This window comes from Pseudomonas sp. 8(2025) (assembly GCF_052665325.1).
Window position 1 is genome coordinate 32,569 of the sequence record NZ_JBQOIE010000013.1, and the last position, 22,830, is coordinate 55,398.

At 60.0% G+C, this 22,830-nt stretch carries 20 protein-coding genes; 3 read left to right on the plus strand and 17 right to left on the minus strand.

Annotated elements, in window-relative coordinates:
• Positions 1-43 precede the first annotated feature (43 nt).
• Positions 44-496 (minus strand): PaaI family thioesterase, encoded by a 453-nt coding sequence (locus ACUXVH_RS22860; protein ID WP_015634670.1) that lies wholly within the window; start codon positions 494-496, stop codon positions 44-46.
• A complete protein-coding gene (locus ACUXVH_RS22865; protein WP_015634669.1) occupies positions 493-969 on the minus strand; it encodes a PaaI family thioesterase in 477 nt (158 codons plus the stop codon). The genes ACUXVH_RS22860 and ACUXVH_RS22865 overlap by 4 nt, the downstream gene beginning before the upstream one ends.
• Positions 970-1,127: 158 nt before the next feature.
• Here ACUXVH_RS22865 and ACUXVH_RS22870 point away from each other — a divergent pair, with 158 nt between their 5' ends.
• On the plus strand, positions 1,128-1,379 hold the full coding sequence (locus ACUXVH_RS22870; protein WP_011060058.1) for a hypothetical protein: 252 nt from the start codon (positions 1,128-1,130) through the stop codon (positions 1,377-1,379).
• 117 nt (positions 1,380-1,496) lie between these two features.
• On the opposite strand, the gene ACUXVH_RS22875 is transcribed toward ACUXVH_RS22870, so the two are convergent.
• From ACUXVH_RS22875 to sdhC, 12 genes are all read right to left on the minus strand, one after another.
• Positions 1,497-1,970, minus strand: coding sequence for a hypothetical protein (locus tag ACUXVH_RS22875; protein WP_065363402.1), 474 nt, complete (start codon positions 1,968-1,970; stop codon positions 1,497-1,499).
• 43 nt (positions 1,971-2,013) lie between these two features.
• Positions 2,014-2,751: a DUF599 domain-containing protein gene (locus tag ACUXVH_RS22880; protein ID WP_011060056.1), complete on the minus strand. Its 738-nt coding sequence runs from the start codon at positions 2,749-2,751 to the stop codon at positions 2,014-2,016.
• Positions 2,752-2,927: 176 nt separating this feature from the next.
• The gene (brnQ, locus tag ACUXVH_RS22885; RefSeq protein WP_011060055.1) at positions 2,928-4,241 is read right to left on the minus strand and encodes a branched-chain amino acid transport system II carrier protein; all 1,314 of its coding nucleotides are present in this window, start codon (positions 4,239-4,241) and stop codon (positions 2,928-2,930) included.
• A 328-nt stretch (positions 4,242-4,569) separates the two neighbouring features.
• The gene (sucD, locus tag ACUXVH_RS22890) at positions 4,570-5,451 is read right to left on the minus strand and encodes a succinate--CoA ligase subunit alpha (protein ID WP_003223019.1); all 882 of its coding nucleotides are present in this window, start codon (positions 5,449-5,451) and stop codon (positions 4,570-4,572) included.
• Positions 5,451-6,617, minus strand: a complete 1,167-nt coding sequence (gene sucC / locus ACUXVH_RS22895) for an ADP-forming succinate--CoA ligase subunit beta (RefSeq protein ID WP_009047768.1) — start codon at positions 6,615-6,617, stop codon at positions 5,451-5,453. Before sucC ends, sucD begins: the two co-directional genes overlap by 1 nt.
• 230 nt (positions 6,618-6,847) lie before the next feature.
• Complete coding sequence (gene lpdA / locus ACUXVH_RS22900) at positions 6,848-8,284, minus strand: dihydrolipoyl dehydrogenase (RefSeq protein WP_011060054.1); 1,437 nt, start codon at positions 8,282-8,284, stop codon at positions 6,848-6,850.
• 100 nt (positions 8,285-8,384) lie between these two features.
• Positions 8,385-9,608, minus strand: coding sequence for a 2-oxoglutarate dehydrogenase complex dihydrolipoyllysine-residue succinyltransferase (gene odhB, locus ACUXVH_RS22905; protein ID WP_025128636.1), 1,224 nt, complete (start codon positions 9,606-9,608; stop codon positions 8,385-8,387).
• A gap of 42 nt (positions 9,609-9,650) precedes the next feature.
• Positions 9,651-12,482: a 2-oxoglutarate dehydrogenase E1 component gene (locus tag ACUXVH_RS22910; protein ID WP_011060052.1), complete on the minus strand. Its 2,832-nt coding sequence runs from the start codon at positions 12,480-12,482 to the stop codon at positions 9,651-9,653.
• Between the two features lie 263 nt (positions 12,483-12,745).
• Complete coding sequence (locus ACUXVH_RS22915) at positions 12,746-13,450, minus strand: succinate dehydrogenase iron-sulfur subunit (protein WP_011060051.1); 705 nt, start codon at positions 13,448-13,450, stop codon at positions 12,746-12,748.
• Between the two features lie 12 nt (positions 13,451-13,462).
• Positions 13,463-15,235 carry a succinate dehydrogenase flavoprotein subunit gene (gene sdhA, locus ACUXVH_RS22920; protein ID WP_011060050.1) on the minus strand — a complete coding sequence of 591 codons (1,773 nt, stop codon included), beginning with the start codon at positions 15,233-15,235 and terminating at the stop codon, positions 13,463-13,465.
• A gap of 3 nt (positions 15,236-15,238) precedes the next feature.
• Complete coding sequence (gene sdhD, locus ACUXVH_RS22925; RefSeq protein ID WP_011060049.1) at positions 15,239-15,607, minus strand: succinate dehydrogenase, hydrophobic membrane anchor protein; 369 nt, start codon at positions 15,605-15,607, stop codon at positions 15,239-15,241.
• Entirely contained in the window at positions 15,601-15,987 is a 387-nt protein-coding gene (gene sdhC / locus ACUXVH_RS22930; protein WP_015634665.1) for a succinate dehydrogenase, cytochrome b556 subunit, read from the minus strand. The genes sdhD and sdhC overlap by 7 nt, the downstream gene beginning before the upstream one ends.
• A 350-nt stretch (positions 15,988-16,337) precedes the next feature.
• Between sdhC and gltA the strand changes: the two genes are divergently transcribed.
• Entirely contained in the window at positions 16,338-17,627 is a 1,290-nt protein-coding gene (gltA, locus tag ACUXVH_RS22935; RefSeq protein WP_011060047.1) for a citrate synthase, read from the plus strand.
• Positions 17,628-17,915: 288 nt separating this feature from the next.
• Here gltA and ACUXVH_RS22940 read toward each other — a convergent pair whose 3' ends face one another.
• The 3 genes from ACUXVH_RS22940 to ACUXVH_RS22950 form a co-directional block, all read right to left on the minus strand.
• On the minus strand, positions 17,916-19,574 hold the full coding sequence (locus ACUXVH_RS22940) for a cation acetate symporter (protein ID WP_011060046.1): 1,659 nt from the start codon (positions 19,572-19,574) through the stop codon (positions 17,916-17,918).
• Positions 19,571-19,882, minus strand: coding sequence for a DUF485 domain-containing protein (locus ACUXVH_RS22945; protein WP_011060045.1), 312 nt, complete (start codon positions 19,880-19,882; stop codon positions 19,571-19,573). Before ACUXVH_RS22945 ends, ACUXVH_RS22940 begins: the two co-directional genes overlap by 4 nt.
• A gap of 190 nt (positions 19,883-20,072) precedes the next feature.
• On the minus strand, positions 20,073-20,924 hold the full coding sequence (locus ACUXVH_RS22950; protein ID WP_011060044.1) for a glycine betaine ABC transporter substrate-binding protein: 852 nt from the start codon (positions 20,922-20,924) through the stop codon (positions 20,073-20,075).
• Positions 20,925-21,212: 288 nt separating this feature from the next.
• On the opposite strand from ACUXVH_RS22950, the gene ACUXVH_RS22955 reads away from it, so the two are divergent.
• Entirely contained in the window at positions 21,213-22,808 is a 1,596-nt protein-coding gene (locus tag ACUXVH_RS22955) for a glycoside hydrolase family 17 protein (protein WP_176707079.1), read from the plus strand.
• The last annotated feature ends 22 nt before the right edge of the window (positions 22,809-22,830 follow it).

The window sequence follows — 22,830 nt, forward strand, 5'->3', positions numbered from 1 at the left end:
AGGGCGGCGGGATGACATGAAAGTGGGGGTCGCTCGCTGGATTTCAAGGGCCGGTGCTCTCTTCGATCTTGAAATGTGCGCGAGCGGTGGCAATCGACTCCTCGGCAGTGCTCTGCCAGGCGGTGATGGCGACATTGGCCACCCTCCTGCCCTGCCGGCATACCTGGCAGCGGGCAAAGGTGTCGCGAAACTGCCCGGCGCGCAGGTAGTCGAGGGAAAAGTCGATGATTTTCGGCACCCCGGGCGAGCCGGTGAGAATCAGCAAATGCAAGGCGGCCGCCAGTTCCATGAAACCGGCGATCACTCCACCGTGCAGGGCTGGAAGCAGAGGGTTGCCGATATTGTCCTTGTTGGCCGGCAGGCGAAACAGCAGTTCATCTCCCAGTTGCGTGCACTCGATGCCAATCAGCTTCGCGTAGGGGATCTGCTCCAGCAACGCGGTGTAATCGCCCTGCTGGCGAGCCTGCTCCAGGAGTGCTCGAAGGTCCGTGCTCATGCCCGCTCCCCCTTGATCGAGCTGGCCAGCCCGCGGCTGCCCTTGAGCCCCCGGCCCATGCGCATGAAAGTGCCGACGACATGAGCCACGGGACGCTCGGGATCATCCTGATAGGCAAAGCCGCGGGTAAAGATCACATCGGTGGTGACCCGGTAACACTGGGCAAAGCCGTGCACGTCATGATGAGGGACCGCCGGATGCATATAGTCTATGCGCAGGTCCAGGGTCGGACACACCTCGAACTCCGGCAGCACGCAAAGCGTGGCCATGCCACAGGCGCTGTCCATCAGCGTGGTCAGGGCACCGCCGTGAATGATCCCGGTTTGCGGGTCGCCGACAATCTGCGGACTGTAGGGCAAGGTCAGGGTCAGGCCCTCCTCAGAGGCGCTATGTACCCGGATGCCCAGCACCTGGCAGTGGCGCAAGGCGGAAAGAAAGCGCGCCGCACGCTCAGAAATAGGGTTTTGCGCCATGGGATTTATCTCTTTTTATTGTCGGGAATGTGCGTTGAATGAAGCAGGCAAAAGTTCCATGAAATGACTACTTAATATATCTGTGAGTCTCAAGGAACTTAAATCACAAGGCCATGATCGAAAGGCCAGTAGATATCTTCACTAAGGAGAAACACCCCATGCGTAAGACTTTAGCTATTGCCCTGATGCTGACCGCTTCCCTCGGTCTGGCTGCCTGCGACAAAAAATCCGAGGACAAAGCTCAAGATGCCAATCAACATGCTGAGCAAGCCCAACAGAAAATGAACGAAGCTCAGGATAAAGTGAACGACGCGGCAAAAGAAAACGCCGAAGCAGCCAAAGATCAGGCTGAATCCAACAAGGCTGCTGCTGAAGAAAGCGCCAAGGAAGCAGCTCCTAAAACCAACTAAGTCGGTTTTAGCGCAACAAAGAACAAAGCCCGCCAAGTGCGGGCTTTTTCTTGCTCGTAAAACAGTCGCTCAATACAACAGTGCTTAGTTGCCGGGCAAGCAACTAAGCGTTGAAGATCAGCCGCCTGCCCCCAGGAACAATTCGTCCTGGTGGGGCTCTGCCTGCAACGGCTGCATTGGCACCGACTCATTGCCCGGGGACTCCAGTGCATAGTGCAAGGGGCTGGAAATGGGCAGCAACCTGATGGGAAAGTCGTAGTGGGCGGTAACAGGCGCCAGCCATTGGCGGGTCTGGTAATCCGCTGCCGCGATACTCATGAAACAAGGGTGCGGGATGTCCTGCGGCGAACGCCCGGCCAGCAACATGACCCATTCCCAGTCAGTTGCCGCTTCGACCTTGAAGCTCCCGTCATCGGCCGTCAGGAACTGTGCGCCACACAAGGCGCCCTTGGCCCCGGCGATCGGCATGCCGCTCAATGCATCTACCACCCTGCCCCGGGCTTCGCCATTCAGATACAGGGTTTGCGCCCTGCAGCCCGACAACAGGAAGAACCCCAGGCACAGGTACTTCAGGGCACGCGAACTGCTCATTGGTCAACTCCTTTCAACCGTTCAATCGATCAGCCATCAACGCTCAGGCTGCATCTTTGGGGCTATCGACCACAGGTTGTTCTGTCGGTGTATAGACCATGACCTCAAGTACATCGGAGTGGAACTCCCGCCGATACAGGACAAACACCACACCCGCGCTCATCAGCATGAATAACCAGGGGCTGACGAACCAGGCCAGCATGGTCATGCCGAAGTAATAGGAACGCAATCCGAAGTTGAACTGGTTGGCCGCCATGGAAATTACCCGAGCCGCTCGCGATGCAAAAGCCTTGCGCTCCTGCTCGGAAACATGACGCTCGCCGATCATTGGCGCCGACCCCACCAGCACTGCGGCGAAGTTGTACTGGCGCATGCACCAGCTGAAGGTAAAGAAGGCATAGACGAACACCAGCGCCAGGCACAGCAGCTTGATTTCCGACATGCCCTGGGACGCCTGCTGGACCATGGGAATGTCCGCCAATAGCGACACTGCACGCTCCGAGGCGCCCAGCACGGTGAGGATGCCCGCCAGGATGATCAGGGTGCTGGAGGCGAAGAACGAGGCATTGCGCTCCAGGTTGCCGATCACGCTGGCATCGGCGATGCGGTTGTCCCGCAGCAGCATGCGGCGCATCCAGTCCTCGCGATACAGGTGCAGGACGCTGGCCAGGCACGCGGTGTCCCTTCCCTTCCAACTGGCGTAGCGGGTATAGCCACCCCAGCAGACGACGAACCACAGGGCGGCCAGTAGGTGGATCAGGTTGGCTTGAACGAACGACATGCAAATTCCTGTAAGGCGTTGGCAGAAGACAAAAGCAAAGGGCACTGCTTCGACGCCCCGCAGGGGAAAAAGACACCGCTGTACGCCCATAAAAAATGCCCCGCATCCATCGATGCGGGGCATTTTTTAAGGGGCTCGGGGGCCGCTTGTGGCGCCCCCGGGCCATCAACTTCAGGTCAGGCCAGGGCTTCGCTGCGCTTGCCCAGCAGGCGATCGCAGATCACTGCCACCACCAGCACGATCACCGACGGCACCAGCCACGCCAGGCCCTGCTCGCTCAGCGGCAAGTGCGACAGCTGGGTTGGCATCCAGCCGGCCAGGCCCGCGCCCTTGAGGGCATCGATCAGGCCAAACACGAAGGACACCAGCATCACCGGGCCGACGATACGGCGCTGGTCCTGCCAGAAGTCCTTGCAGAAGCTCAGGGCCACCAGGGCGATGCACGGCGGGTAAATCGCGGTCAGCACCGGGATCGAGAACGCGATCAGCTTGGTCAGGCCCAGGTTCGATACCAGCAGCGAGAACGCCGCGAGGATCACCACCAGCGTCTTGTAGGACAGCGGCAGGACACGGCTGAAGTACTCGGCGCAGGCGCAGGTCAGGCCCACGGCGGTCACCAGGCAGGCCAGGGAGATCAGCACCGCGAGGAAACCGCTGCCCAGGGAACCGAAGGTGTGCTGCACATAGGCGTGCAATACCGCGGCGCCGTTGCTGGCACCGGCGGCCACTTCATGGCTGCCCGAGCCCAGGCGGAACAGGCTGACGTAGACCAGCGCCAGGCCGACCCCGGCGATCAGGCCGGCGATCACGGCATAACGGGTAATGAGCCGAGGCGACTCGACCCCGCGGGAACGGATGGCATTGACAATGACGATGCCGAACACCAGCGCGCCCAGGGTATCCATGGTCAGGTAACCATTGATGAAGCCCTGGGAGAATGGTGCTGCAACGTACTCGGGAGTGGCGGTGCCGATGTCGCCGGCGGGCAAGGCAAAGGCCGCAATGCCCAGCACAGCCAGGGCGATGATCTTCAGCGGCGCCAGGAAGCGTCCGACGGTGTCCAGCAGCCGGCCCGGGTACAGGGAGATGAAGAACACCAGCAGGAAGTACACCGAACTGTAGAGGAACAGGGCCAGCGGGCTTTCGCCGGTCAACGGCGCCAGGCCCACTTCAAAGGACACGGTAGCGGTACGTGGCGTGGCGAACAGCGGGCCTACCGCCAGGTAGCAGACCGCTGCCAGCAGGCCACCGGCCAGCTTGCCGATAGGCGTGCTCAGCGCGTCCATGGCACCGCCGACCTTGGCCAGGGCAACCACGGTGATCACCGGCAGACCGACCGCAGTGATCAGGAAGCCCAGCGCCGCCATCCAGACATGGGGTCCGGACTGCAGGCCGACGATAGGCGGGAAAATGATGTTGCCGGCCCCGACGAACAGGGCAAAAGTCATAAAGCCGAGTGCCAGGATGTCCTGGCCTTTCAACACTTTCATTAAGGAAATACCACACTACTGAATCGGAATTTAGAGAGGGATTTCCCTTATGGGTGAGGGAAATGCTGTCAGTCCGTATAAGACTGACCCGTTTAGCGCGCAGCGACCTTGTGGGCAGCAGACGCAAAAAGAGGCGGCTAGATTACAGAATCGGTAAGACAAGCGCACTGTTCCAGGGCGAACTATCCGATATGCGACAGAATGATGTCGCATTTTTGAAATTATATTTCCCCCAGGCTCTGTGCAGGATGCAGGTCTCCTACGGCAGAAAGCACAAAGGCCACCCGAAGGTGGCCTTTGTGGTTGAAGCGTCAGCTAAGCGCGAGGCTTACTTGACAGCCCAACCGGTCAGCTCGGCCAGGGCCTTGCCGATGTCTGCCAGCGAACGCACGGTTTTCACGCCTGCGTCTTGCAGAGCAGCGAATTTCTCGTCTGCAGTGCCTTTGCCGCCAGAGATGATTGCGCCAGCATGGCCCATGCGCTTGCCCGGAGGAGCAGTCACACCAGCGATGTAGGAAACAACCGGCTTGGTCACGTGAGCCTTGATGTAGGCAGCCGCTTCTTCTTCAGCCGAACCGCCGATCTCACCGATCATCACGATCGCTTCGGTCTTCGGGTCCTCCTGGAACAGCTTCAGGATGTCGATGAAGTTCGAACCCGGGATCGGGTCACCACCGATGCCGACACAGGTGGACTGACCGAAACCGGCGTCAGTAGTCTGCTTAACAGCTTCGTAGGTCAGGGTGCCGGAACGGGAAACGATACCGACCTTGCCTGGCAAGTGAATGTGACCTGGCATGATGCCGATCTTGCATTCGCCTGGGGTGATCACGCCTGGGCAGTTAGGGCCGATCAGGGTCACACCCAGCTCGTCGCACTTAACCTTGGCGTCCAGCATGTCCAGGGTAGGAATGCCTTCGGTGATGCAGACGATCAGCTTGATGCCGCCGAAGGCCGCTTCCAGGATCGAGTCCTTGCAGAAAGGAGCTGGAACGTAGATCACGCTGGCGGTAGCGCCGGTGGCAGCTACAGCGTCTTTCACGGTGTTGAACACTGGCAGGCCCAGGTGCTCGGTGCCGCCTTTGCCAGGAGTTACGCCGCCAACCATCTTGGTGCCGTACTCGATGGCTTGCTGGGTGTGGAAACTACCTTGCGAACCGGTAATGCCCTGGCAGATAACTTTGGTGTCTTTATTGATCAGGACGCTCATTATTTGCCCTCCGCAGCTTTGACAACTTGTTGAGCAGCGTCGGTCAGGCTGGTAGCAGCGATGATGTTCAAGCCGCTTTCTGCCAGTACTTTAGCGCCCAGTTCAGCGTTGTTGCCTTCAAGGCGAACAACAACCGGGATTTTCACGCCGACTTCTTTCACGGCGCCGATGATGCCTTCGGCAATCATGTCGCAGCGAACGATGCCGCCGAAGATGTTGACCAGTACTGCAGCGACGTTGGTGTCGGACAGGATGATCTTGAAGGCTTCGGTCACGCGCTCTTTGGTAGCACCACCACCTACGTCGAGGAAGTTGGCTGGCTTGCCGCCGTGCAGGTTGACGATGTCCATGGTACCCATGGCCAGGCCGGCACCGTTGACCATGCAGCCGATGTTGCCTTCCAGAGCTACGTAGTTCAGTTCGAACTTGGCAGCGTGGGCTTCGCGCGGATCGTCCTGGGACGGATCGTGGAAGGTTTTCAGCTTAGGCTGACGGTACATGGCGTTGGCGTCGATGTTGATCTTCGCGTCCAGGCAGTGCAGATCGCCGTCGGCCTTGATCACCAGCGGGTTCACTTCCAGCAGGGCCAGATCGTGATCCTGGAACAGTTTGGCCAGACCTACGAAGATCTTGGCGAACTGGGCAACTTGCTTGCCTTCCAGACCCAATTGGAAAGCCAGCTCGCGACCCTGGAATGGCTGAGCGCCAACCAGTGGATCGATAGTGGCCTTGAGAATTTTTTCTGGAGTGTCGTGAGCGATTTTCTCGATGTCCACGCCACCTTCGGTGGAAGCCATGAACACGATGCGACGGCTCGAACGGTCAACGACAGCGCCCAGGTACAGCTCTTTAGCGATATCAGTGCACGATTCAACCAGGATCTTGGTGACAGGCTGGCCATTGGCGTCAGTCTGATAGGTCACCAGACGCTTGCCCAACCACTGCTGAGCGAATGCCTTAGCGTCTTCTTTGCTGCGAACCAGCTTAACGCCGCCCGCTTTACCGCGACCACCGGCGTGAACCTGGGCTTTGACAACCCACTCGGAGCCGCCGATTTTGTCGCAAGCTTCTGCTGCTTCTTCCGGGGTGTCTACCGCGTAGCCTTTGGATACTGGCAGGCCGTATTCAGCGAACAGCTGCTTACCCTGATACTCGTGAAGATTCATGCTTTTTACCGTCTTCGTTAGGTACTGCGCATTCGGCGCTGCGCTCAAGATTGAGTGCCGCACCACCTGTGACCGCTACTCTCAAAACCAGCGCCACACCTGAACCCGGAGCCTGGGCCCCGGTCCAGTGTGTGGCGCTACCCTGAGAGGTCGAGTCCAGCGGATATTCCGCGGTGAGTCTTGCGCACAAGGCTCACGACGGGCCAACCGCCGTGGTTTCTTATTATTGCTTAGCGTTTCTTGCGGTTGGCAATGTGGATGGCAGTGCCATTCACAGCCAGAGCTGCTTCGTGCAGGGCTTCGGACAGGGTCGGATGGGAGAAAACCATCATGCCCAGGTCTTCGGCGCTGGTGCCGAATTCCATGCCGATCGCACCTTGCTGAACCAGTTCCGCAGCGCTTGGGCCAATCACGTGGACGCCCAATACGCGGTCAGTCTTGGCATCGGCGATGACTTTGACGAAACCACCGGTGTCGTTGGCTGCCATGGCACGGCCGCTGGCGGCAAACGGAAAGGTGCCGACGTTAACTTCAACGCCTTCAGCTTTCAAGGCCTGCTCGGTTTTACCGACCCATGCAATTTCCGGGTGAGTATAGATAACCGAAGGGATCAGGTCATAGTTCATCTGGGCTTTGTGGCCCTTGATGCGCTCGGCAACCATGATGCCCTCTTCCGAGGCCTTGTGAGCCAGCATCATGCCGCGCACCACGTCACCGATGGCGTAGACGCCCGGTACGGTGGTAGCGCAATGATCGTCAACGTGCACGAAACCGCGCTCGTCGAGGGTCACGCCGCAATCGGCGGCCAGCAGGTCGGTGGTCACCGGGCGGCGACCAACGGCAACGATCAGCTTGTCGAAAGTGATGGTCTGCTCGCCATTGGCATCGGTGTAGGTGACCACGACTTCTTCGCCGTTGACCTTGGAGCCGGTCACGCGAGCGCCCAGCTTGATGTCCAGGCCTTGCTTGGTCAGGGTTTTCAGCGCTTCCTTGGAAACAGCGGTGTCGGCTGCCATCAGGAAGGTGTCCAGGGCTTCCAGGACAGTCACTTGCGCACCCAGGCGCGACCATACCGAACCCAGTTCCAGGCCGATGACGCCAGCGCCGATCACGCCCAGGCGTTTTGGTACGGATTGGAATTCCAGAGCGCCGGTGGAATCGACGATCACATTCTGGTCGACCGGAGCCGGTGGAATGTCGATCGGACGCGAGCCTGGAGCCAGGATCACGTTTTCGGCTTCGATCACTTCAACCGAACCGTCAGGCTTGGTGACTTCGACTTTCTTGCCGGCCAGCAGTTTGCCGTGGCCCTGGATCGAAGTGACGCCATTGGCCTTGAACAGGGTGGCAACACCGCTGGTCAGGCCTTTGACGATATTGGCCTTGCGACCCACCATGGCTGGTACGTCCATGGTCACGCCAGCGTGGTTGATACCGTGGATGGCAAAACCGTCCTGGGCTTCGTGGAATTTCCAGGAGCTGTCCAGCAGCGCCTTGGAAGGAATGCAACCGACGTTCAGGCAAGTACCACCGAGGGCCAGCTTGCCCTCTTTATCGGTGTACTTCTCGATGCAAGCGGTGGTGAAACCGAGTTGTGCGGCCTTGATTGCGGCGACATAACCGCCTGGGCCCGCGCCAATCACTACCACGTCGAATTTCTGAGTCATAAAAGGTTCCTTTTAACGGCAAGCTAGAAGCTGCAGCCGCAAGCTTGAAGCCTCTTGCCCTGGGGCGCGAAGCTTCCCGCTTGCAGCATGCAGCTGCTTTTTAGATGTCCAGGAGCAGACGAGCCGGGTCTTCCAGCAGGTTCTTGATGGTCACCAGGAACGTCACGGCTTCTTTACCGTCGATCAGGCGGTGATCGTAGGACAGCGCCAGGTACATCATCGGACGGATGACCACTTGACCGTTGATCGCCATAGGACGCTGCAGAATGTTGTGCATGCCCAGGATCGCGGCTTGTGGCGGGTTGACGATCGGGGTCGACATCATCGAACCGAAAGTACCACCGTTGGTGATGGTGAAAGTACCACCGGTCATCTCTTCCATCGACAGCTTGCCGTCACGGGCCTTCTTGCCGAAGGTGGCGATGCCGCCTTCGATTTCGGCCAGGCTCATCAGTTCGGCGTTACGCAGAACCGGAACCACCAGGCCACGGTCGCTGGAGACCGCAACACCGATGTCGGCATAGCCGTGGTAGACGATGTCGGAACCGTCGATCGAGGCGTTGACAGCCGGGAAGCGCTTCAGGGCTTCGGTGGCGGCCTTGACGAAGAACGACATGAAGCCCAGGCGTACGCCATTGTGGGACTTCTCGAACAGATCCTTGTACTTCGAACGCAGGGCCATGACTTCAGTCATGTCGACTTCGTTGAAGGTGGTCAGCATCGCCATGTTCGACTGGGCTTCAACCAGACGCTCGGCAACCTTGGCACGCAGGCGGGTCATAGGCACGCGCTTCTCGACGCGATCACCGGCAGCGAAGACCGGAGCAGCAGCGGCAGGAGCCGGAGCCTTGGCAGGCGCGGCAGCCGGAGCGGCTTTCTTCGCGGCAACAGCAGCGACCACGTCTTCCTTGGTCACACGGCCGCCTTTGCCGGTACCGGCAACGGAAGCGATGTTGATACCGTTTTCTTCAGCCAGCTTGCGCGCGGCAGGAGCAGCGATTGGATCGTCTTCGCCATCGGCAGCAGCCGGGGCAGCAGCGGCGGCGGCCGGAGCGGCGGCGGCAGCAGGAGCAGCGGCAGCAGCGCCGCCTTCAACGATGGAGCCCAGGACTTCGTCGGACAGAACGGTGTCGCCTTCGTTCTTGACGATAGCGCCCAGCACGCCGTCAGCGGTGGCCAGAACTTCCAGCACGACCTTGTCGGTCTCGATGTCAACGATCAGCTCGTCACGCTTGACGGCGTCGCCCGGTTGCTTGTGCCAGGTGGCAACGGTGCCATCGGCAACCGATTCCGGGAAAGTGGGGGCTTTGATCTCGATAGCCATTATCTGTGGTTCCTTAAATTCGGTTTCAGGTGCGCGAAGGCGTTAAACAGTAAAGGCATCTTGCAGCAGTTTTTCCTGCTGCTCAGCGTGCATCGATGCATAACCACAAGCTGGAGCAGCAGAAGCGTCACGGCCCGCGTACTCGAGTACGAGCGACTTGTTGTGACCGCTGATGATGCGACGCATGTGATGCTGGCTGCAGTACCAGGCACCCTGGTTCATCGGCTCTTCCTGACACCAAACGATGTGTTTGACGTTTTTGTACGGAGCCAGGACTTCGATCAGGTCGTCCTCAGGGAATGGGTACAGCTGCTCGATACGCACGATGGCGATGTCGTCACGACCTTCGGCACGGCGTTTTTCCAACAGGTCGTAGTAGACCTTGCCGCTACACAGAATGATGCGACCCACGTCTTTTGGATCCTGGGCATCGATTTCCGGGATAACGGTCTGGAACGAACCTTCCGCCAGATCTTCCAGGGTCGAGATGGCCAGCTTATGACGCAGCAGGGATTTCGGTGTCAGCACGACCAGCGGCTTGCGCAGCGGACGAATCACCTGGCGACGCAGCAAGTGGTAGATCTGAGCCGGCGTGGTCGGTACGCATACCTGGATGTTGTGCTCGGCGCACAGCTGCAGGTAACGCTCCAGACGAGCCGAGGAGTGCTCGGGACCCTGACCTTCATAACCGTGTGGCAGCAGCATGGTCAGACCGCAGAGACGGCCCCACTTGTGCTCGCCGCTGGTGATGAACTGGTCGATCACTACTTGTGCACCGTTGGCGAAGTCGCCGAATTGGGCTTCCCAGATCACCAGCGCGTTAGGCGTGGTGGTGGAGTAGCCGTATTCGAACGCCAGTACGGCTTCTTCGGACAGGAACGAATCGTACAGGTCGAAACGTGGCTGGCCTTCGTACAGGTGCTGCAACGGGATGTAGGTGCCGGCGTCCTTCTGGTTGTGCAACACCGCATGGCGGTGCGAGAAGGTGCCGCGGCCGATGTCCTGGCCGGTCATGCGAATCGGGTGACCTTCGAACGCCAGGGTCGCGTACGCCATGGTTTCAGCGTAACCCCAGTTGATCGGCAGGCCGCCGGCTTGCATCTTCTGACGGTCTTCGTAGATCTTCGCGACCTGACGCTGAACCACGAAGCCTTCCGGCAGCTCCAGCAGCTTGGCGGACAGTTCCTGAAGAGTCTTGAGGTCGAAGGTGGTGTCGTGACGCGCGGTCCAGGTATGGCCCAGGTACGGACGCCAGTCCACGAACAGCTCTTTGTTCGGCTCCTTGACCAGGCTCTTGACCACGTGCAGACCGTTGTCCAGCGCATTGCGATATTCGTCGACTTTCGCCTGAACACGCTCTGCGTCGAGCACACCGCCCTGGGTCAGGCGATCGGCATACAGTTCACGGGTGGTGCGCTGCTTGGCGATCTGCTGATACATCAGTGGCTGGGTGCCGCTTGGCTCGTCGGCCTCGTTGTGGCCGCGACGACGGTAGCAGACCAGGTCGATCACCACGTCGCGCTTGTACTGCATGCGGTAGTCGATGGCCAACTGGGTCACGAACAACACGGCTTCCGGATCATCACCATTCACATGGAGGATCGGTGCCTGGATCATCTTCGCAACGTCGGTGGCGTACTCGGTGGAGCGCGAGTCCAGCGGGTTGCTGATGGTGAAACCGACCTGGTTGTTGATCACGATGTGCACAGTGCCGCCGGTACGGAAACCGCGGGTCTGGGACATCTGGAAGGTTTCCATCACCACGCCCTGGCCGGCGAACGCCGCGTCACCGTGGATCGAGATCGGCAGAACCTTGTCGCCGGTCTGGTCGTTGCGACGGTCCTGACGAGCGCGCACCGAACCCTCGACCACTGGAGAAACGATTTCCAGGTGGGACGGGTTGAACGCCATCGCCAGGTGAACTTCGCCACCGGTGGTCATGACGTTGGACGAGAAGCCCTGGTGGTATTTAACGTCACCGGAACCCAGCTCGACCTTCTTCTTGCCTTCGAACTCGTCGAACAGCTCGCGCGGGTTCTTGCCGAAGGTGTTGACCAGCACGTTCAGACGGCCACGGTGGGCCATGCCGATTACCACTTCCTTGGTGCCGTAGGAACCGGAACGCTGGATCAGCTCGTCGAGCATCGGAATCAGGCTCTCGCCGCCTTCCAGACCGAAACGCTTGGTGCCCGGGTATTTGGTACCCAGGTATTTTTCCAGGCCTTCAGCCGCAGTGACGCGCTCGAGCAGGTGGCTCTTGATGTCGGCGGAATAGGTCGGACGGCCGCGTACGCTTTCCAGACGCTGCTGGAACCACTGACGCTGCTCGGAATCGGTGATGTGCGTGAATTCAGCGCCAATGGTGCGGCAATATGTCTGCTGCAACGCTTCGTGAATTTCGCGTAGGCTCGCTTCCTCTTTGCCGATGAACAGGTCGCCGGCACGGAAGGTCGTATCAAGATCGGCATTGGTCAAGCCGTAATGATTGATCGACAGGTCTGCAGGTGCAGGACGCTGCCACAGCCCCAGCGGGTCCAGCTGGGCTGCCTGGTGGCCACGCATCCGATAGGCCTGGATCAATCGCAGCACTTCAACTTGCTTCTTCTCGTGCTCACTGCTCACGCTACCGGCGGATACCGGTTGGGCGCGGCGCTGGTTCTTTGCCAGCAAGACGAAATGATCGCGGATTGTCGAGTGCGAAACATCGATGGCAGTGCTGCCGTCGGTAGGCAACTTCTGAAAGTAAGTGCGCCACTCTTCTGGCACAGCGTTAGGGTCGTGCAGGTAGAGCTCGTAGAGCTCTTCCACATAGGCAGCGTTACTACCGGATAGGTAGGCGCTGTTCCACATGCGCTGCATCACGCTTTCTTGCATGCTTGGTCACCCTCGGTTAGGGGAACACCACCGGCGACGACACCGAGCAAGCTTGCAGAAGTCCGAATGCAGCGACCAAAACAAGCCACTTAGGATCACGCTGATAGTCCGGGTACCAGCCCGGATGCCCCTGCTTGTCTCATTTCTTCAAAATATAGAGCAGCCACTTTGTGAGCTGCTGCTCAGGTTAGAGCCATGACGCGGGTTGAAGCCCGCGCCGTGGCTTTTACGGGTACAGCGGTCCTACGGGTACAACAGCTGAATCACACGCCACTCTGCAGCAGCATGTTACGAATGTGACCGATGGCCTTAGTCGGGTTCAGGCCCTTCGGACAAACGTTGACGCAGTTCATGATGCCCCGGCAGCGGAATACGCTGAACGGGTCGTCCAGGGAAGCCAGACGCTCGGACGTCTTGGTGTCACGGCTGTCTGCCAGGAAGCGGTAGGCTTGCAGCAGGGCAGCTGGACCCAGGAACTTGTCCGGGTTCCACCAGAAGGACGGGCAAGAGGTCGAGCAGCAAGCGCACAGGATGCACTCGTACAGACCGTCGAGCTTCTCGCGCTCTTCCGGGGACTGCAGACGTTCGATGGCCGGAGCCGGCGTATCGTTCTGCAGGAATGGCTTCACCTTCTCGTATTGCTTGTAGAAGATGCTCATATCGACGACCAGGTCACGGATAACCGGCAGACCTGGCAGCGGGCGAACAACCAGCTTGTTCTTCTTGACCACAGCAGACAGCGGCGTGATGCACGCCAGACCGTTCTTGCCGTTGATGTTCATGCCATCGGAACCGCAAACGCCTTCACGGCAGGAACGACGGTAGGAAAAACCTTCGTCCTGCTCTTTGATCAGGGCCAGCACGTCCAGCACCATCAAGTCCTTGCCACCGGTGTCTACCTGGAAAACCTGGGTTTTCGGAGCCGAGTCGGTGTCAGGGTTGTAACGATAAACTTCAACTTGCAACATATCGATCACCCTTTAGTAAGTCCGGACTTTTGGTTCGAAAGTCGGAACAGTCTTCGGCGAGAAGTTGACCGCACGCTTGGCAACGCGCTTCTCACCCGGGAAGTACAGGGTGTGGCACAGCCAGTTTTCGTCGTCACGGTCTTCGAAGTCTTCACGGGCGTGAGCGCCGCGGGACTCTTTGCGCACTTCGGCAGCGATGGCAGTGGCTTCGGCCACTTCCAGCAGGTTCTGCAGCTCAAGTGCTTCGATACGCGCAGTGTTGAAAGCTTGAGACTTGTCGTTGATCTTGACGTTGGCGATACGCTCGCGCAGGTCAGCCAGCTGGGCGATACCCTTCTGCATGTATTCGCCGGTACGGAATACACCGAAGTAGTTCTGCATGCAGTTCTGCAGCTCGCGACGCAGGGTTGCAACGTCTTCACCGGTGGTGCGCTCGTTGAGCTTGGCCAGGCGGTTCAGGGCAACATCAACGTCGGTGTCGCTGGCGTCGCGGTATTCGATACCGTCGGTCAGCGCTTTTTCCAGGTGCAGACCGGCTGCACGGCCGAACACCACCAGGTCCAGCAGCGAGTTGCCGCCCAGACGGTTGGCGCCGTGTACCGATACGCAAGCCACTTCACCCACTGCGAACAGGCCAGGGATGATGGTGTCTTCGCCAGCGGCGTTCTGTGTGATGGCCTGGCCATGAATGTTGGTGGCAACGCCACCCATCATGTAGTGGCAGGTTGGAACGACCGGAACCGGAGCAACCACCGGGTCAACGTGCGCAAACGTCTTGGACAACTCGCAGATACCTGGCAGGCGGCTGTGCAGCACTTCCTCGCCCAGGTGGTCGAGCTTGAGCATCACGTGGTCGCCGTTCGGGCCACAGCCGTTGCCGGCGATGATTTCCTTGACCATGGAGCGCGCAACAACGTCGCGGCCAGCCAGGTCTTTGGCGTTCGGAGCATAACGCTCCATGAAACGCTCGCCATGCTTGTTGATCAGGTAACCACCCTCACCACGGCAACCTTCGGTCACCAGTACACCGGCGCCGGCAATACCGGTCGGGTGGAACTGCCACATTTCGATGTCTTGCACCGGAACGCCAGCACGCAGCGCCATACCAACGCCGTCACCGGTGTTGATCAGGGCGTTGGTGGTGGAGGCGTAGATACGACCTGCACCGCCGGTGGCCAGAACGGTGGCCTTGGAGCGGATGTAGGTGGTTTCGCCGGTTTCGATGCAGATAGCGATCACGCCGACAAAGGCGCCGTCCTGGTTCTTCACCAGATCGACCGCGTACCACTCGTTGAGGAAGGTGGTGCCGGCTTTCAGGTTGCCCTGATAAAGGGTGTGCAGCAGTGCGTGACCGGTACGGTCGGATGCTGCGCAGGTACGAGCAGCCTGGCCGCCCTTGCCGTAGTCCTTGGACTGACCGCCGAAAGGACGCTGGTAGATACGACCGGTTTCGGTACGGGAGAACGGCAGACCCATGTGGTCCAGTTCGAAGACCGCAGCCGGGCCTTCCTGACACATGTATTCGATAGCGTCCTGGTCACCGATGTAGTCGGAACCCTTGACGGTATCGTACATGTGCCAGCGCCAGTCATCGTTCGGGTCCGCCGAGGCGATCGCGCAAGTGATGCCGCCCTGGGCAGACACAGTATGCGAACGGGTCGGGAACACCTTGGTGATCACCGCAGTCTTGTGGCCGCCCTGGGCCAGCTGCAGTGCGGCACGCATGCCGGCGCCGCCGCCGCCAATGATGATGGCGTCGAATGAAATGGTTGGAATGTTAGCCATGAATCAGATACCCCAGAGAATCTGCACACCCCAGACGAAGTAAGCGAACATCGCGACGCCGCATACTGCCTGGAAAAGGAAACGTACTGCTGTGGCCGACTTGCCCAGCGCCATCGGCGTCAGGTAGTCAGTCGAGATGGTCCACATGCCGACCCAGGCGTGAGCGCCCAGGGCCACCATGGCCAGCAGACTGAAGATACGCATCCAGTTGTTTGCGAACAGGCCATGCCACTGGGTGTAGTCAATGCCCGGATTCGCTACGAGGTATCCGATCAGGAAAATGAAATAAGCCGCGAGAACGACCGCAGACACACGCTGTGCCATCCAGTCATAAAGGCCCGAACGCGACAGGTTCGTAACGCTGGTTACCATATCCAAACTCCCGCCAGAACGATTACCACCACGGATACGGCGATAACGATTTTCGAGCCCAGCTTGCCGCCTTCCAGCGTCTCACCGATGCCCATGTCCATAATCAGATGGCGTACACCGGCCACCAAGTGATACAGCAAGGCGGACAGGAGGCCCCATGCAACGAATTTGGCCAGCGGACTGGTCAAGCACGCCTTCACCTCGGCATAGCCTTCCTCGGAGCCCAGGGATTTGCTCAATGCATAAAGCATGATGCCGATGCCCAGGAAGAGGATGATGCCGGAAACACGGTGGAGAAACGACGTAACGCCGGTGATGGGGAGTTTGATGGTCCTTAGGTCTAGGTTTACAGGTCGTTGGCTATTCACGGCTTTTTTCACACTGAAGAGCCCCTAACAATCAGGGCAAAGTTGTTGGGGAGTGCACTGGTCAGGCAACCACTACCCAGGGAGTGCGACCCCCAGCAAAGCGGGCCCAGAAGCCTACGGAGGTCGGTGGCCGAGTATAGACAGTTAGGCTACTAATGACAACGCAAAGACCTTCCCCTAATAGCTGATTGCGTTAGCGTTATAAAAGGCGTAAATGGCGCTGAATTTCGCGAAAAAATCCCTCCCAAAGCCTTCTGGGACAAGACTTTAGGCAAATTGACATTCGGATTTATCTCACTATAGTGGTGCGGGCCCTGCGTGGGGGGTCTGTCTGATGATTTCAAGCATAAATAGGAGGCCACATGGCTGACAAAAAAGCGCAGTTGATCATCGAGGGCGCAGCCCCCGTCGAGCTGCCCATTTTAACCGGCACCGTTGGTCCCGATGTAATCGATGTTCGGGGTCTGACGGCCACGGGCCGCTTCACTTTTGACCCGGGTTTCATGTCGACCGCCTCCTGCGAGTCGAAAATCACCTACATCGACGGCGACAACGGCATTCTGCTGCATCGCGGCTACCCGATCGAACAGCTGGCCGAGAAATCGGACTACCTGGAAACCTGCTACCTGCTGCTCAACGGTGAATTGCCCACCGCCGAACAGAAGGCCCAGTTCGTCAGCACCGTGAAGAACCACACCATGGTTCACGAACAGCTCAAGAGCTTCTTCAACGGTTTCCGTCGCGACGCCCACCCGATGGCGGTGATGTGCGGCGTAGTCGGTGCGCTGTCGGCGTTCTACCACGACTCCCTGGACATCAATAACCCGCAGCACCGCGAAATCTCCGCCGTGCGCCTGGTGGCCAAGATGCCGACCCTGGCAGCGATGGTCTACAAGTACTCCATGGGCCAGCCGATGATGTACCCGCGCAACGACCTGTCGTACGCGGAAAACTTCCTGCACATGATGTTCAACACCCCGTGCGAGATCAAACCGATCAGCCCGGTACTGGCCAAGGCAATGGACCGGATCTTCATCCTCCATGCCGACCACGAACAGAACGCCTCGACGTCCACCGTGCGCCTGGCGGGCTCCTCGGGTGCCAACCCGTTCGCCTGTATCGCTGCCGGTATCGCTGCACTCTGGGGCCCGGCCCACGGCGGTGCCAACGAAGCGGTACTGACCATGCTCGACGAAATTGGCGATGTCTCGAACATCGACAAGTTCATCGCCAAGGCCAAGGACAAGAACGATCCGTTCAAGCTCATGGGCTTCGGTCACCGCGTGTACAAGAACCGCGACCCGCGCGCCACCGTGATGAAACAGACCTGCGACGAAGTACTCAAGGAACTGGGCATCAACAACGATCCGCAACTCGAACTGGCCATGCGCCTGGAAGAGATCGCCCTGACCGACCCGTACTTCATCGAGCGCTCGCTGTACCCGAACGTCGACTTCTACTCGGGGATCATCCTCAAGGCGATCGGCATTCCAACCAGCATGTTCACCGTGATCTTCGCCCTGGCGCGGACCGTCGGCTGGATCTCGCACTGGAAGGAAATGCTCTCCAGCCCGTACAAGATCGGCCGTCCACGCCAGCTGTACACCGGCTACGAGTCGCGTGACATCACCAAACTGGAAGACCGCAAATAAGATCTGCCTTGCGCAAACGTCTTAGCTGCACCGGATACGGCCTCTAACAGAGGTCGTATTTGTTTCTGCCCTCCCCTCGCCCCCCCCCCCAACCCGCAGGATCCGGCCTGCCGGCGAAGAGCCCTGCTCCTCACATACGCTTGCGCTGGCAAGCCAGCGCCTATGCTCCTGCACCTGCAGTCGGGGGGCTCCGGGCAGGGCGAGCGGACAGAAAAATGCCCCGGTCTCTCGATCGGGGCATTTCGCCATTACGCAGCTTCTATATAGAAGCCGATACATTCATCTCGCTTAGTGCGACACCGCCCCACTGGCACCCAGGCCGGTCTGCGAACGCACGAACTGCGGGAAGAACAGCGCCCGCTCGTTGACCGCCGCGGTCGACTTGTCGGTGATGGAGAAGAACCAGATACCGATGAAGGCGATGATCATCGAGAACAGCGCCGGGTACTCGTACGGGAAGATCGCCTTCTCGTGATGCAGGATCTGCACCCAGATGGTCGGGCCGAGGATCATCAGCGCCACGGCACTCACCAGGCCCATCCAGCCGCCAATCATGGCGCCACGGGTGGTGAGCTTCTTCCAGTACATGGAAAGCAGCAGTACCGGGAAGTTGCAGCTGGCGGCAATGGAGAACGCCAGGCCGACCATGAACGCGATGTTCTGGCTTTCAAAGAGAATGCCCAGGCCGATGGCCAGTACGCCCAATGCCACGGTGGTGATCTTGGAAACGCGGATCTCGTCCTTCTCGTTGGCCTTGCCCTTCTTGATCACGCTGGCATACAGGTCATGGGACACCGCCGAGGCGCCAGCCAGGGTCAGGCCTGCAACGACCGCCAGGATGGTGGCGAAGGCCACGGCCGAAATGAAGCCGAGGAACACGCTGCCGCCCACTGCGTTGGCCAGGTGCACCGCCGCCATGTTGTTGCCGCCCAGCAAGGCGCCTGCGGCATCCTTGAAGTCCGGGTTGGTGCTTACCAGCAGGATCGCGCCGAAGCCGATGATGAAGGTCAGGATGTAGAAGTAGCCGATGAAGCCTGTGGCATAGAGCACGCTCTTGCGAGCTTCCTTGGCATCGCTGACGGTGAAGAAGCGCATCAGGATGTGGGGCAGGCCAGCGGTACCGAACATCAGCGCGAGGCCTAAGGAGAACGCCGAGATCGGATCTTTCACCAGGCCGCCGGGGCTCATGATAGCTTCACCCTTGGGGTGAACCTTGATCGCTTCGGAGAACAGGGTGTTGAAGTCGAAGTTGACGTGCTTCATCACCATCAGTGCCATGAAGGACGCGCCGGAGAGCAACAGCACCGCCTTGATGATCTGCACCCAGGTCGTGGCCAGCATGCCGCCGAACAGCACGTACAGGCACATCAGGATGCCCACCAGGATCACCGCCACATGGTAGTCGAGGCCGAACAGCAACTGGATGAGCTTGCCGGCACCCACCATCTGCGCGATCAGGTAGAACGCCACCACCACCAGCGAGCCACAGGCCGACAGGGTGCGGATCTGGGTCTGCCCGAGGCGGTAGGACGCCACATCGGCAAAGGTGTACTTGCCCAGGTTGCGCAGGCGCTCGGCGATCAGGAACAGAATGATCGGCCAGCCCACCAGGAAGCCGATGGAGTAGATCAGGCCGTCATAGCCGGAAGTGAACACCAGGGCGGAAATCCCCAGGAAGGACGCCGCGGACATGTAGTCGCCAGCGATCGCCAGGCCGTTCTGGAAGCCGGTGATCTTGCCGCCCGCCGCGTAATAGTCGGCAGCCGACTTGTTGCGCTTGGAGGCCCAGTAGGTGATGCACAGGGTGGCACCGACGAAGACCACGAACATCACGATCGCCGATACGTTGAGTGGTTGCTTGTGGACTTCGCCCGTCAAGGCGTCTGCAGCCCAGAGGGCGGGAGCGAAGGCGGCAAGACCGAGTGCTGCGAATAGACGTCGGATCATTGCTGAGCCTCCTTCAGGATCGCATTGTTCAACTCGTCGAATTCGCCGTTGGCGCGTCGCACATAGATGGCCGTCAGGATGAAGGCCGAGAGAATCAAGCCGACACCGATGGGAATGCCCCAGGTGATGGATGAGGTAGGACTGAGTTTGGCGCCCAGGATCTGGGGACCATAGGCGATCAACAGGATGAAAGCCGAGTAAAGCCCAAGCATGATCGCCGAGAGAATCCAGGCGAACCGCTCTCGTTTGCTGACCAGCTCCTTGAAACGCGGGCTGTTTTGAATCGAGAGGTAAATGCTGTCGTTCATTGTTTTTATCCTCGCAGCACAGATTTTAGGTGGAACCTAATCCACTCTATGCGGCTATGGAGCAGGTTCCAGACGACCTTAGTATTAGAACGACATTAGCGTTGGCGCCGGTTTTTTCTTCAATAAATGACAAGGCCGCCCACTGTTTCCAGTGCGCGGCCTCAAGACCCCTGATCTAGACGCGTTGTGCTTATTTAGCAGTCCACTCGGCAACCCTTTCCGGGTGCTTGCTCACCCAATCCTTGGCCGCCACATCGGGTTTTGCACCCTCTTGAATGGCCAGCATGACCTCACCGATTTCATCTTTCGAGGCCCACTGGAATTTCTTCAGGAAGGCCGCCACTTCCGGCGCCTTCTTCTCCAGGCCCTTGCTGCCGATGCTGTTGACGGTTTCAGCAGCGCCGTACACGCCCTTCGGGTCTTCGAGGAAGCGCAGTTTCCACTTGGCGAACATCCAGTGCGGCACCCAGCCGGTCACGGCGATGGAATCCTGTTTTTCTTCGGCGCGAGTCAGCTCGGCGATCATTGCCGCCCCGGAACTGGCCTGCAGCTTGTAGTCCAGGCCGTAGTCCTTGATCGCCTGGTCGGTCTTGAGCATCACCCCCGAGCCGGCGTCGATGCCGACGATCTTGTTCTTGAACGTGGTATCGGTCTTGAGGTCCTCGATGGACTTGGCCTTGACGTACTCCGGCACGATCAGGCCGATCTTGGCGTCCTTGAAGTTGGGGCCGTAGTCCACCACCTTGTCCTTGTTCTTGGCCCAGTACTCGCCATGGGTCACCGGCAGCCAGGCCGAAAGCATGGCGTCGAGCTTGCCGGTGGCTACGCCCTGCCACATGATCCCGGTCGCCACCGCCTGCAGCTTGACGTCATAACCGAGCTTCTGCTTGATCACTTCCGCCGCCACATGGGTCGTCGCCACGCTGTCGGACCAGCCGTCGACATAGCCGATGCTCAGGGTCTTGCTGTCGGCACTGGCCAGAGTGGAGCTGATGGCAAGTACCAGTGCGGCACCTGCGCCTAAGAGTCGTCGCATCTTCATCGTTACTTCCCCGAAAAGTGCAGTGCCGGGCGGCTGCCAGGCACGTCAACGTATGGTTATGGTGCTCAGCGCCCCCATCACGCCTCACCGCGAACGCGTTCGATCATCAGCGGAGTACTGATGCCTGGATCATCAACCCGCCCTGTTCCGCGACCTGCTCTGTCTACGACCTCAAGACAGCCAGCAGCGACATCAGATAGCCAGTAACCAACGGCCGGCCTCTCCCGGGCAGTGGGTCCGCCCGAACTTTGCATGTCAAAATCATGCAGCCCACCAAGCTGCGGACAAATGCGGGTAAGATGCCCGGCTTTGTTCCACGACGGCCCGATCATGCCCGCCACCCCTCGTTTCCCCGCCCTGCCCTATCTGTTCGCCTGCCTGCTCGGGCTGCTGGCCCTCTGCGGTTATTGGTACGGCCTTGGCCGGCCGGTGCACCTGCCGGATGTCGCCAGCGCCAGCCACAAGCTGCAGTGCGCTTCCTACACTCCGTTCGACAAGGACCAGTCGCCCTTCGACCAGCCGTTCAAGCTGCGCCCGCAGCGCATGGACGCCGACCTGGCCCTGCTGGCGACCCGTTTCGAATGCATCCGTACCTATTCCATGACCGGCCTGGAAGCCCTGCCGGACCTGGCGCGCAAGCACGGCCTGAAGCTGATGATCGGCGCCTGGGTCAACAGCAACCCGGTGGACACCGAGAAGGAGGTCGACCTGCTGATCGCCTCGGCCAACGCCAACCCGGACGTGGTCAGTGCGGTGATCGTCGGTAACGAAGCACTGCTGCGCAAGGAGGTCACCGGCGCGCAATTGGCGCGGCTGATCCTCAAGGTCAAGGCCGGGGTCAAGCAGCCGGTGACCTACGCCGATGTCTGGGAGTTCTGGCTCAAGCACCCGGAAATCGCCCCAGCGGTGGATTTCCTCACCATCCACCTGCTGCCGTACTGGGAAGACGATCCGTCGAACATCGACGCCGCCTTGAACCACGTGGCCGAGGTGCGCCAGGTGTTCGGCAACCGCTTCGCCCCCAAGGACGTGCTGATTGGCGAGACCGGCTGGCCCAGTGAAGGCCGGCAGCGAGAAACCGCGCTGCCCAGCCGGGTCAACGAGGCCAAGTTCATCCGCGGCTTCGTCGCCCTGGCGGAACACAATGGCTGGCACTACAACCTGATCGAAGCCTTCGACCAGCCCTGGAAGCGCGCCAGCGAAGGTGCCGTCGGTGGCTACTGGGGGCTGTTCGATGCTGATCGCCAGGACAAGGGCATCCTCGCCGGCCCGGTGTCCAACCTGCCGTACTGGCCGCTGTGGCTGGGCGTCGGCGGCCTGATACTGCTCGGCACCCTGGTGCTCGGCGGCCGGCCCCGCGACCACCGCGCCGCCCTGCTGCTGCCCCTGTTGGGCGCAGTGGCCGCTTGCAGCATCGGAACCTGGGGAGAACTGGCGCGGGCAACCAGCCGTTTCGCCGGTGAATGGTGCTGGGCCGCGTTGCTGCTGGGGCTCAACCTGCTGGTGCTGGCCCACGCCGCCCTGGCCCTGAGCCCTCGCCAGGGCTGGCGCCTGAAATCCTTCGATGCACTGGAGAAACGGGCCGGCTGGCTGCTGACGGCCGCAGGCTTCGCCGCGGCGGTGATGATGCTGGAGCTGGTGTTCGACCCGCGCTACCGCAGCTTCCCCAGCGCAGCCCTGCTACTGCCGGCACTGGTCTACCTGTGCCGCCCGGTGCGAGTACCGCGCCGGGAGATTGCCCTGCTGACCTTTATCGTCGGTGCCGGCATTGCCCCGCAGTTGTATCAGGAAGGTCTGGCCAACCAGCAGGCCTGGGGCTGGGCCCTGGTCAGCCTGCTGATGGTAGCGGCGCTTTGGCGCAACCTGCGGGCCCGCAGGGCCTGAGGCCATAGGCCATGGCCGCTGC

What these genes read in the sequence shown, in the direction of transcription:
- sucD (WP_003223019.1), bottom strand. Translation starts at nt 5,451, where the DNA reads ATGAGCGTCCTGATCAATAAAGACACCAAAGTTATCTGCCAGGGCATT.
- odhB (WP_025128636.1), bottom strand. Translation starts at nt 9,608, where the DNA reads ATGGCTATCGAGATCAAAGCCCCCACTTTCCCGGAATCGGTTGCCGAT.
- sdhA (WP_011060050.1), bottom strand. Translation starts at nt 15,235, where the DNA reads ATGGCTAACATTCCAACCATTTCATTCGACGCCATCATCATTGGCGGC.
- ACUXVH_RS22945 (WP_011060045.1), bottom strand. Translation starts at nt 19,882, where the DNA reads ATGAACGACAGCATTTACCTCTCGATTCAAAACAGCCCGCGTTTCAAG.
- brnQ (WP_011060055.1), bottom strand. Translation starts at nt 4,241, where the DNA reads ATGAAAGTGTTGAAAGGCCAGGACATCCTGGCACTCGGCTTTATGACT.
- gltA (WP_011060047.1), top strand. Translation starts at nt 16,338, where the DNA reads ATGGCTGACAAAAAAGCGCAGTTGATCATCGAGGGCGCAGCCCCCGTC.
- ACUXVH_RS22860 (WP_015634670.1), bottom strand. Translation starts at nt 496, where the DNA reads ATGAGCACGGACCTTCGAGCACTCCTGGAGCAGGCTCGCCAGCAGGGC.
- ACUXVH_RS22910 (WP_011060052.1), bottom strand. Translation starts at nt 12,482, where the DNA reads ATGCAAGAAAGCGTGATGCAGCGCATGTGGAACAGCGCCTACCTATCC.
- ACUXVH_RS22940 (WP_011060046.1), bottom strand. Translation starts at nt 19,574, where the DNA reads ATGATCCGACGTCTATTCGCAGCACTCGGTCTTGCCGCCTTCGCTCCC.
- ACUXVH_RS22915 (WP_011060051.1), bottom strand. Translation starts at nt 13,450, where the DNA reads ATGTTGCAAGTTGAAGTTTATCGTTACAACCCTGACACCGACTCGGCT.
- sdhD (WP_011060049.1), bottom strand. Translation starts at nt 15,607, where the DNA reads ATGGTAACCAGCGTTACGAACCTGTCGCGTTCGGGCCTTTATGACTGG.
- ACUXVH_RS22880 (WP_011060056.1), bottom strand. Translation starts at nt 2,751, where the DNA reads ATGTCGTTCGTTCAAGCCAACCTGATCCACCTACTGGCCGCCCTGTGG.
- ACUXVH_RS22870 (WP_011060058.1), top strand. Translation starts at nt 1,128, where the DNA reads ATGCGTAAGACTTTAGCTATTGCCCTGATGCTGACCGCTTCCCTCGGT.
- ACUXVH_RS22865 (WP_015634669.1), bottom strand. Translation starts at nt 969, where the DNA reads ATGGCGCAAAACCCTATTTCTGAGCGTGCGGCGCGCTTTCTTTCCGCC.
- ACUXVH_RS22950 (WP_011060044.1), bottom strand. Translation starts at nt 20,924, where the DNA reads ATGAAGATGCGACGACTCTTAGGCGCAGGTGCCGCACTGGTACTTGCC.
- ACUXVH_RS22875 (WP_065363402.1), bottom strand. Translation starts at nt 1,970, where the DNA reads ATGAGCAGTTCGCGTGCCCTGAAGTACCTGTGCCTGGGGTTCTTCCTG.
- sucC (WP_009047768.1), bottom strand. Translation starts at nt 6,617, where the DNA reads ATGAATCTTCACGAGTATCAGGGTAAGCAGCTGTTCGCTGAATACGGC.
- ACUXVH_RS22955 (WP_176707079.1), top strand. Translation starts at nt 21,213, where the DNA reads ATGCGGGTAAGATGCCCGGCTTTGTTCCACGACGGCCCGATCATGCCC.
- lpdA (WP_011060054.1), bottom strand. Translation starts at nt 8,284, where the DNA reads ATGACTCAGAAATTCGACGTGGTAGTGATTGGCGCGGGCCCAGGCGGT.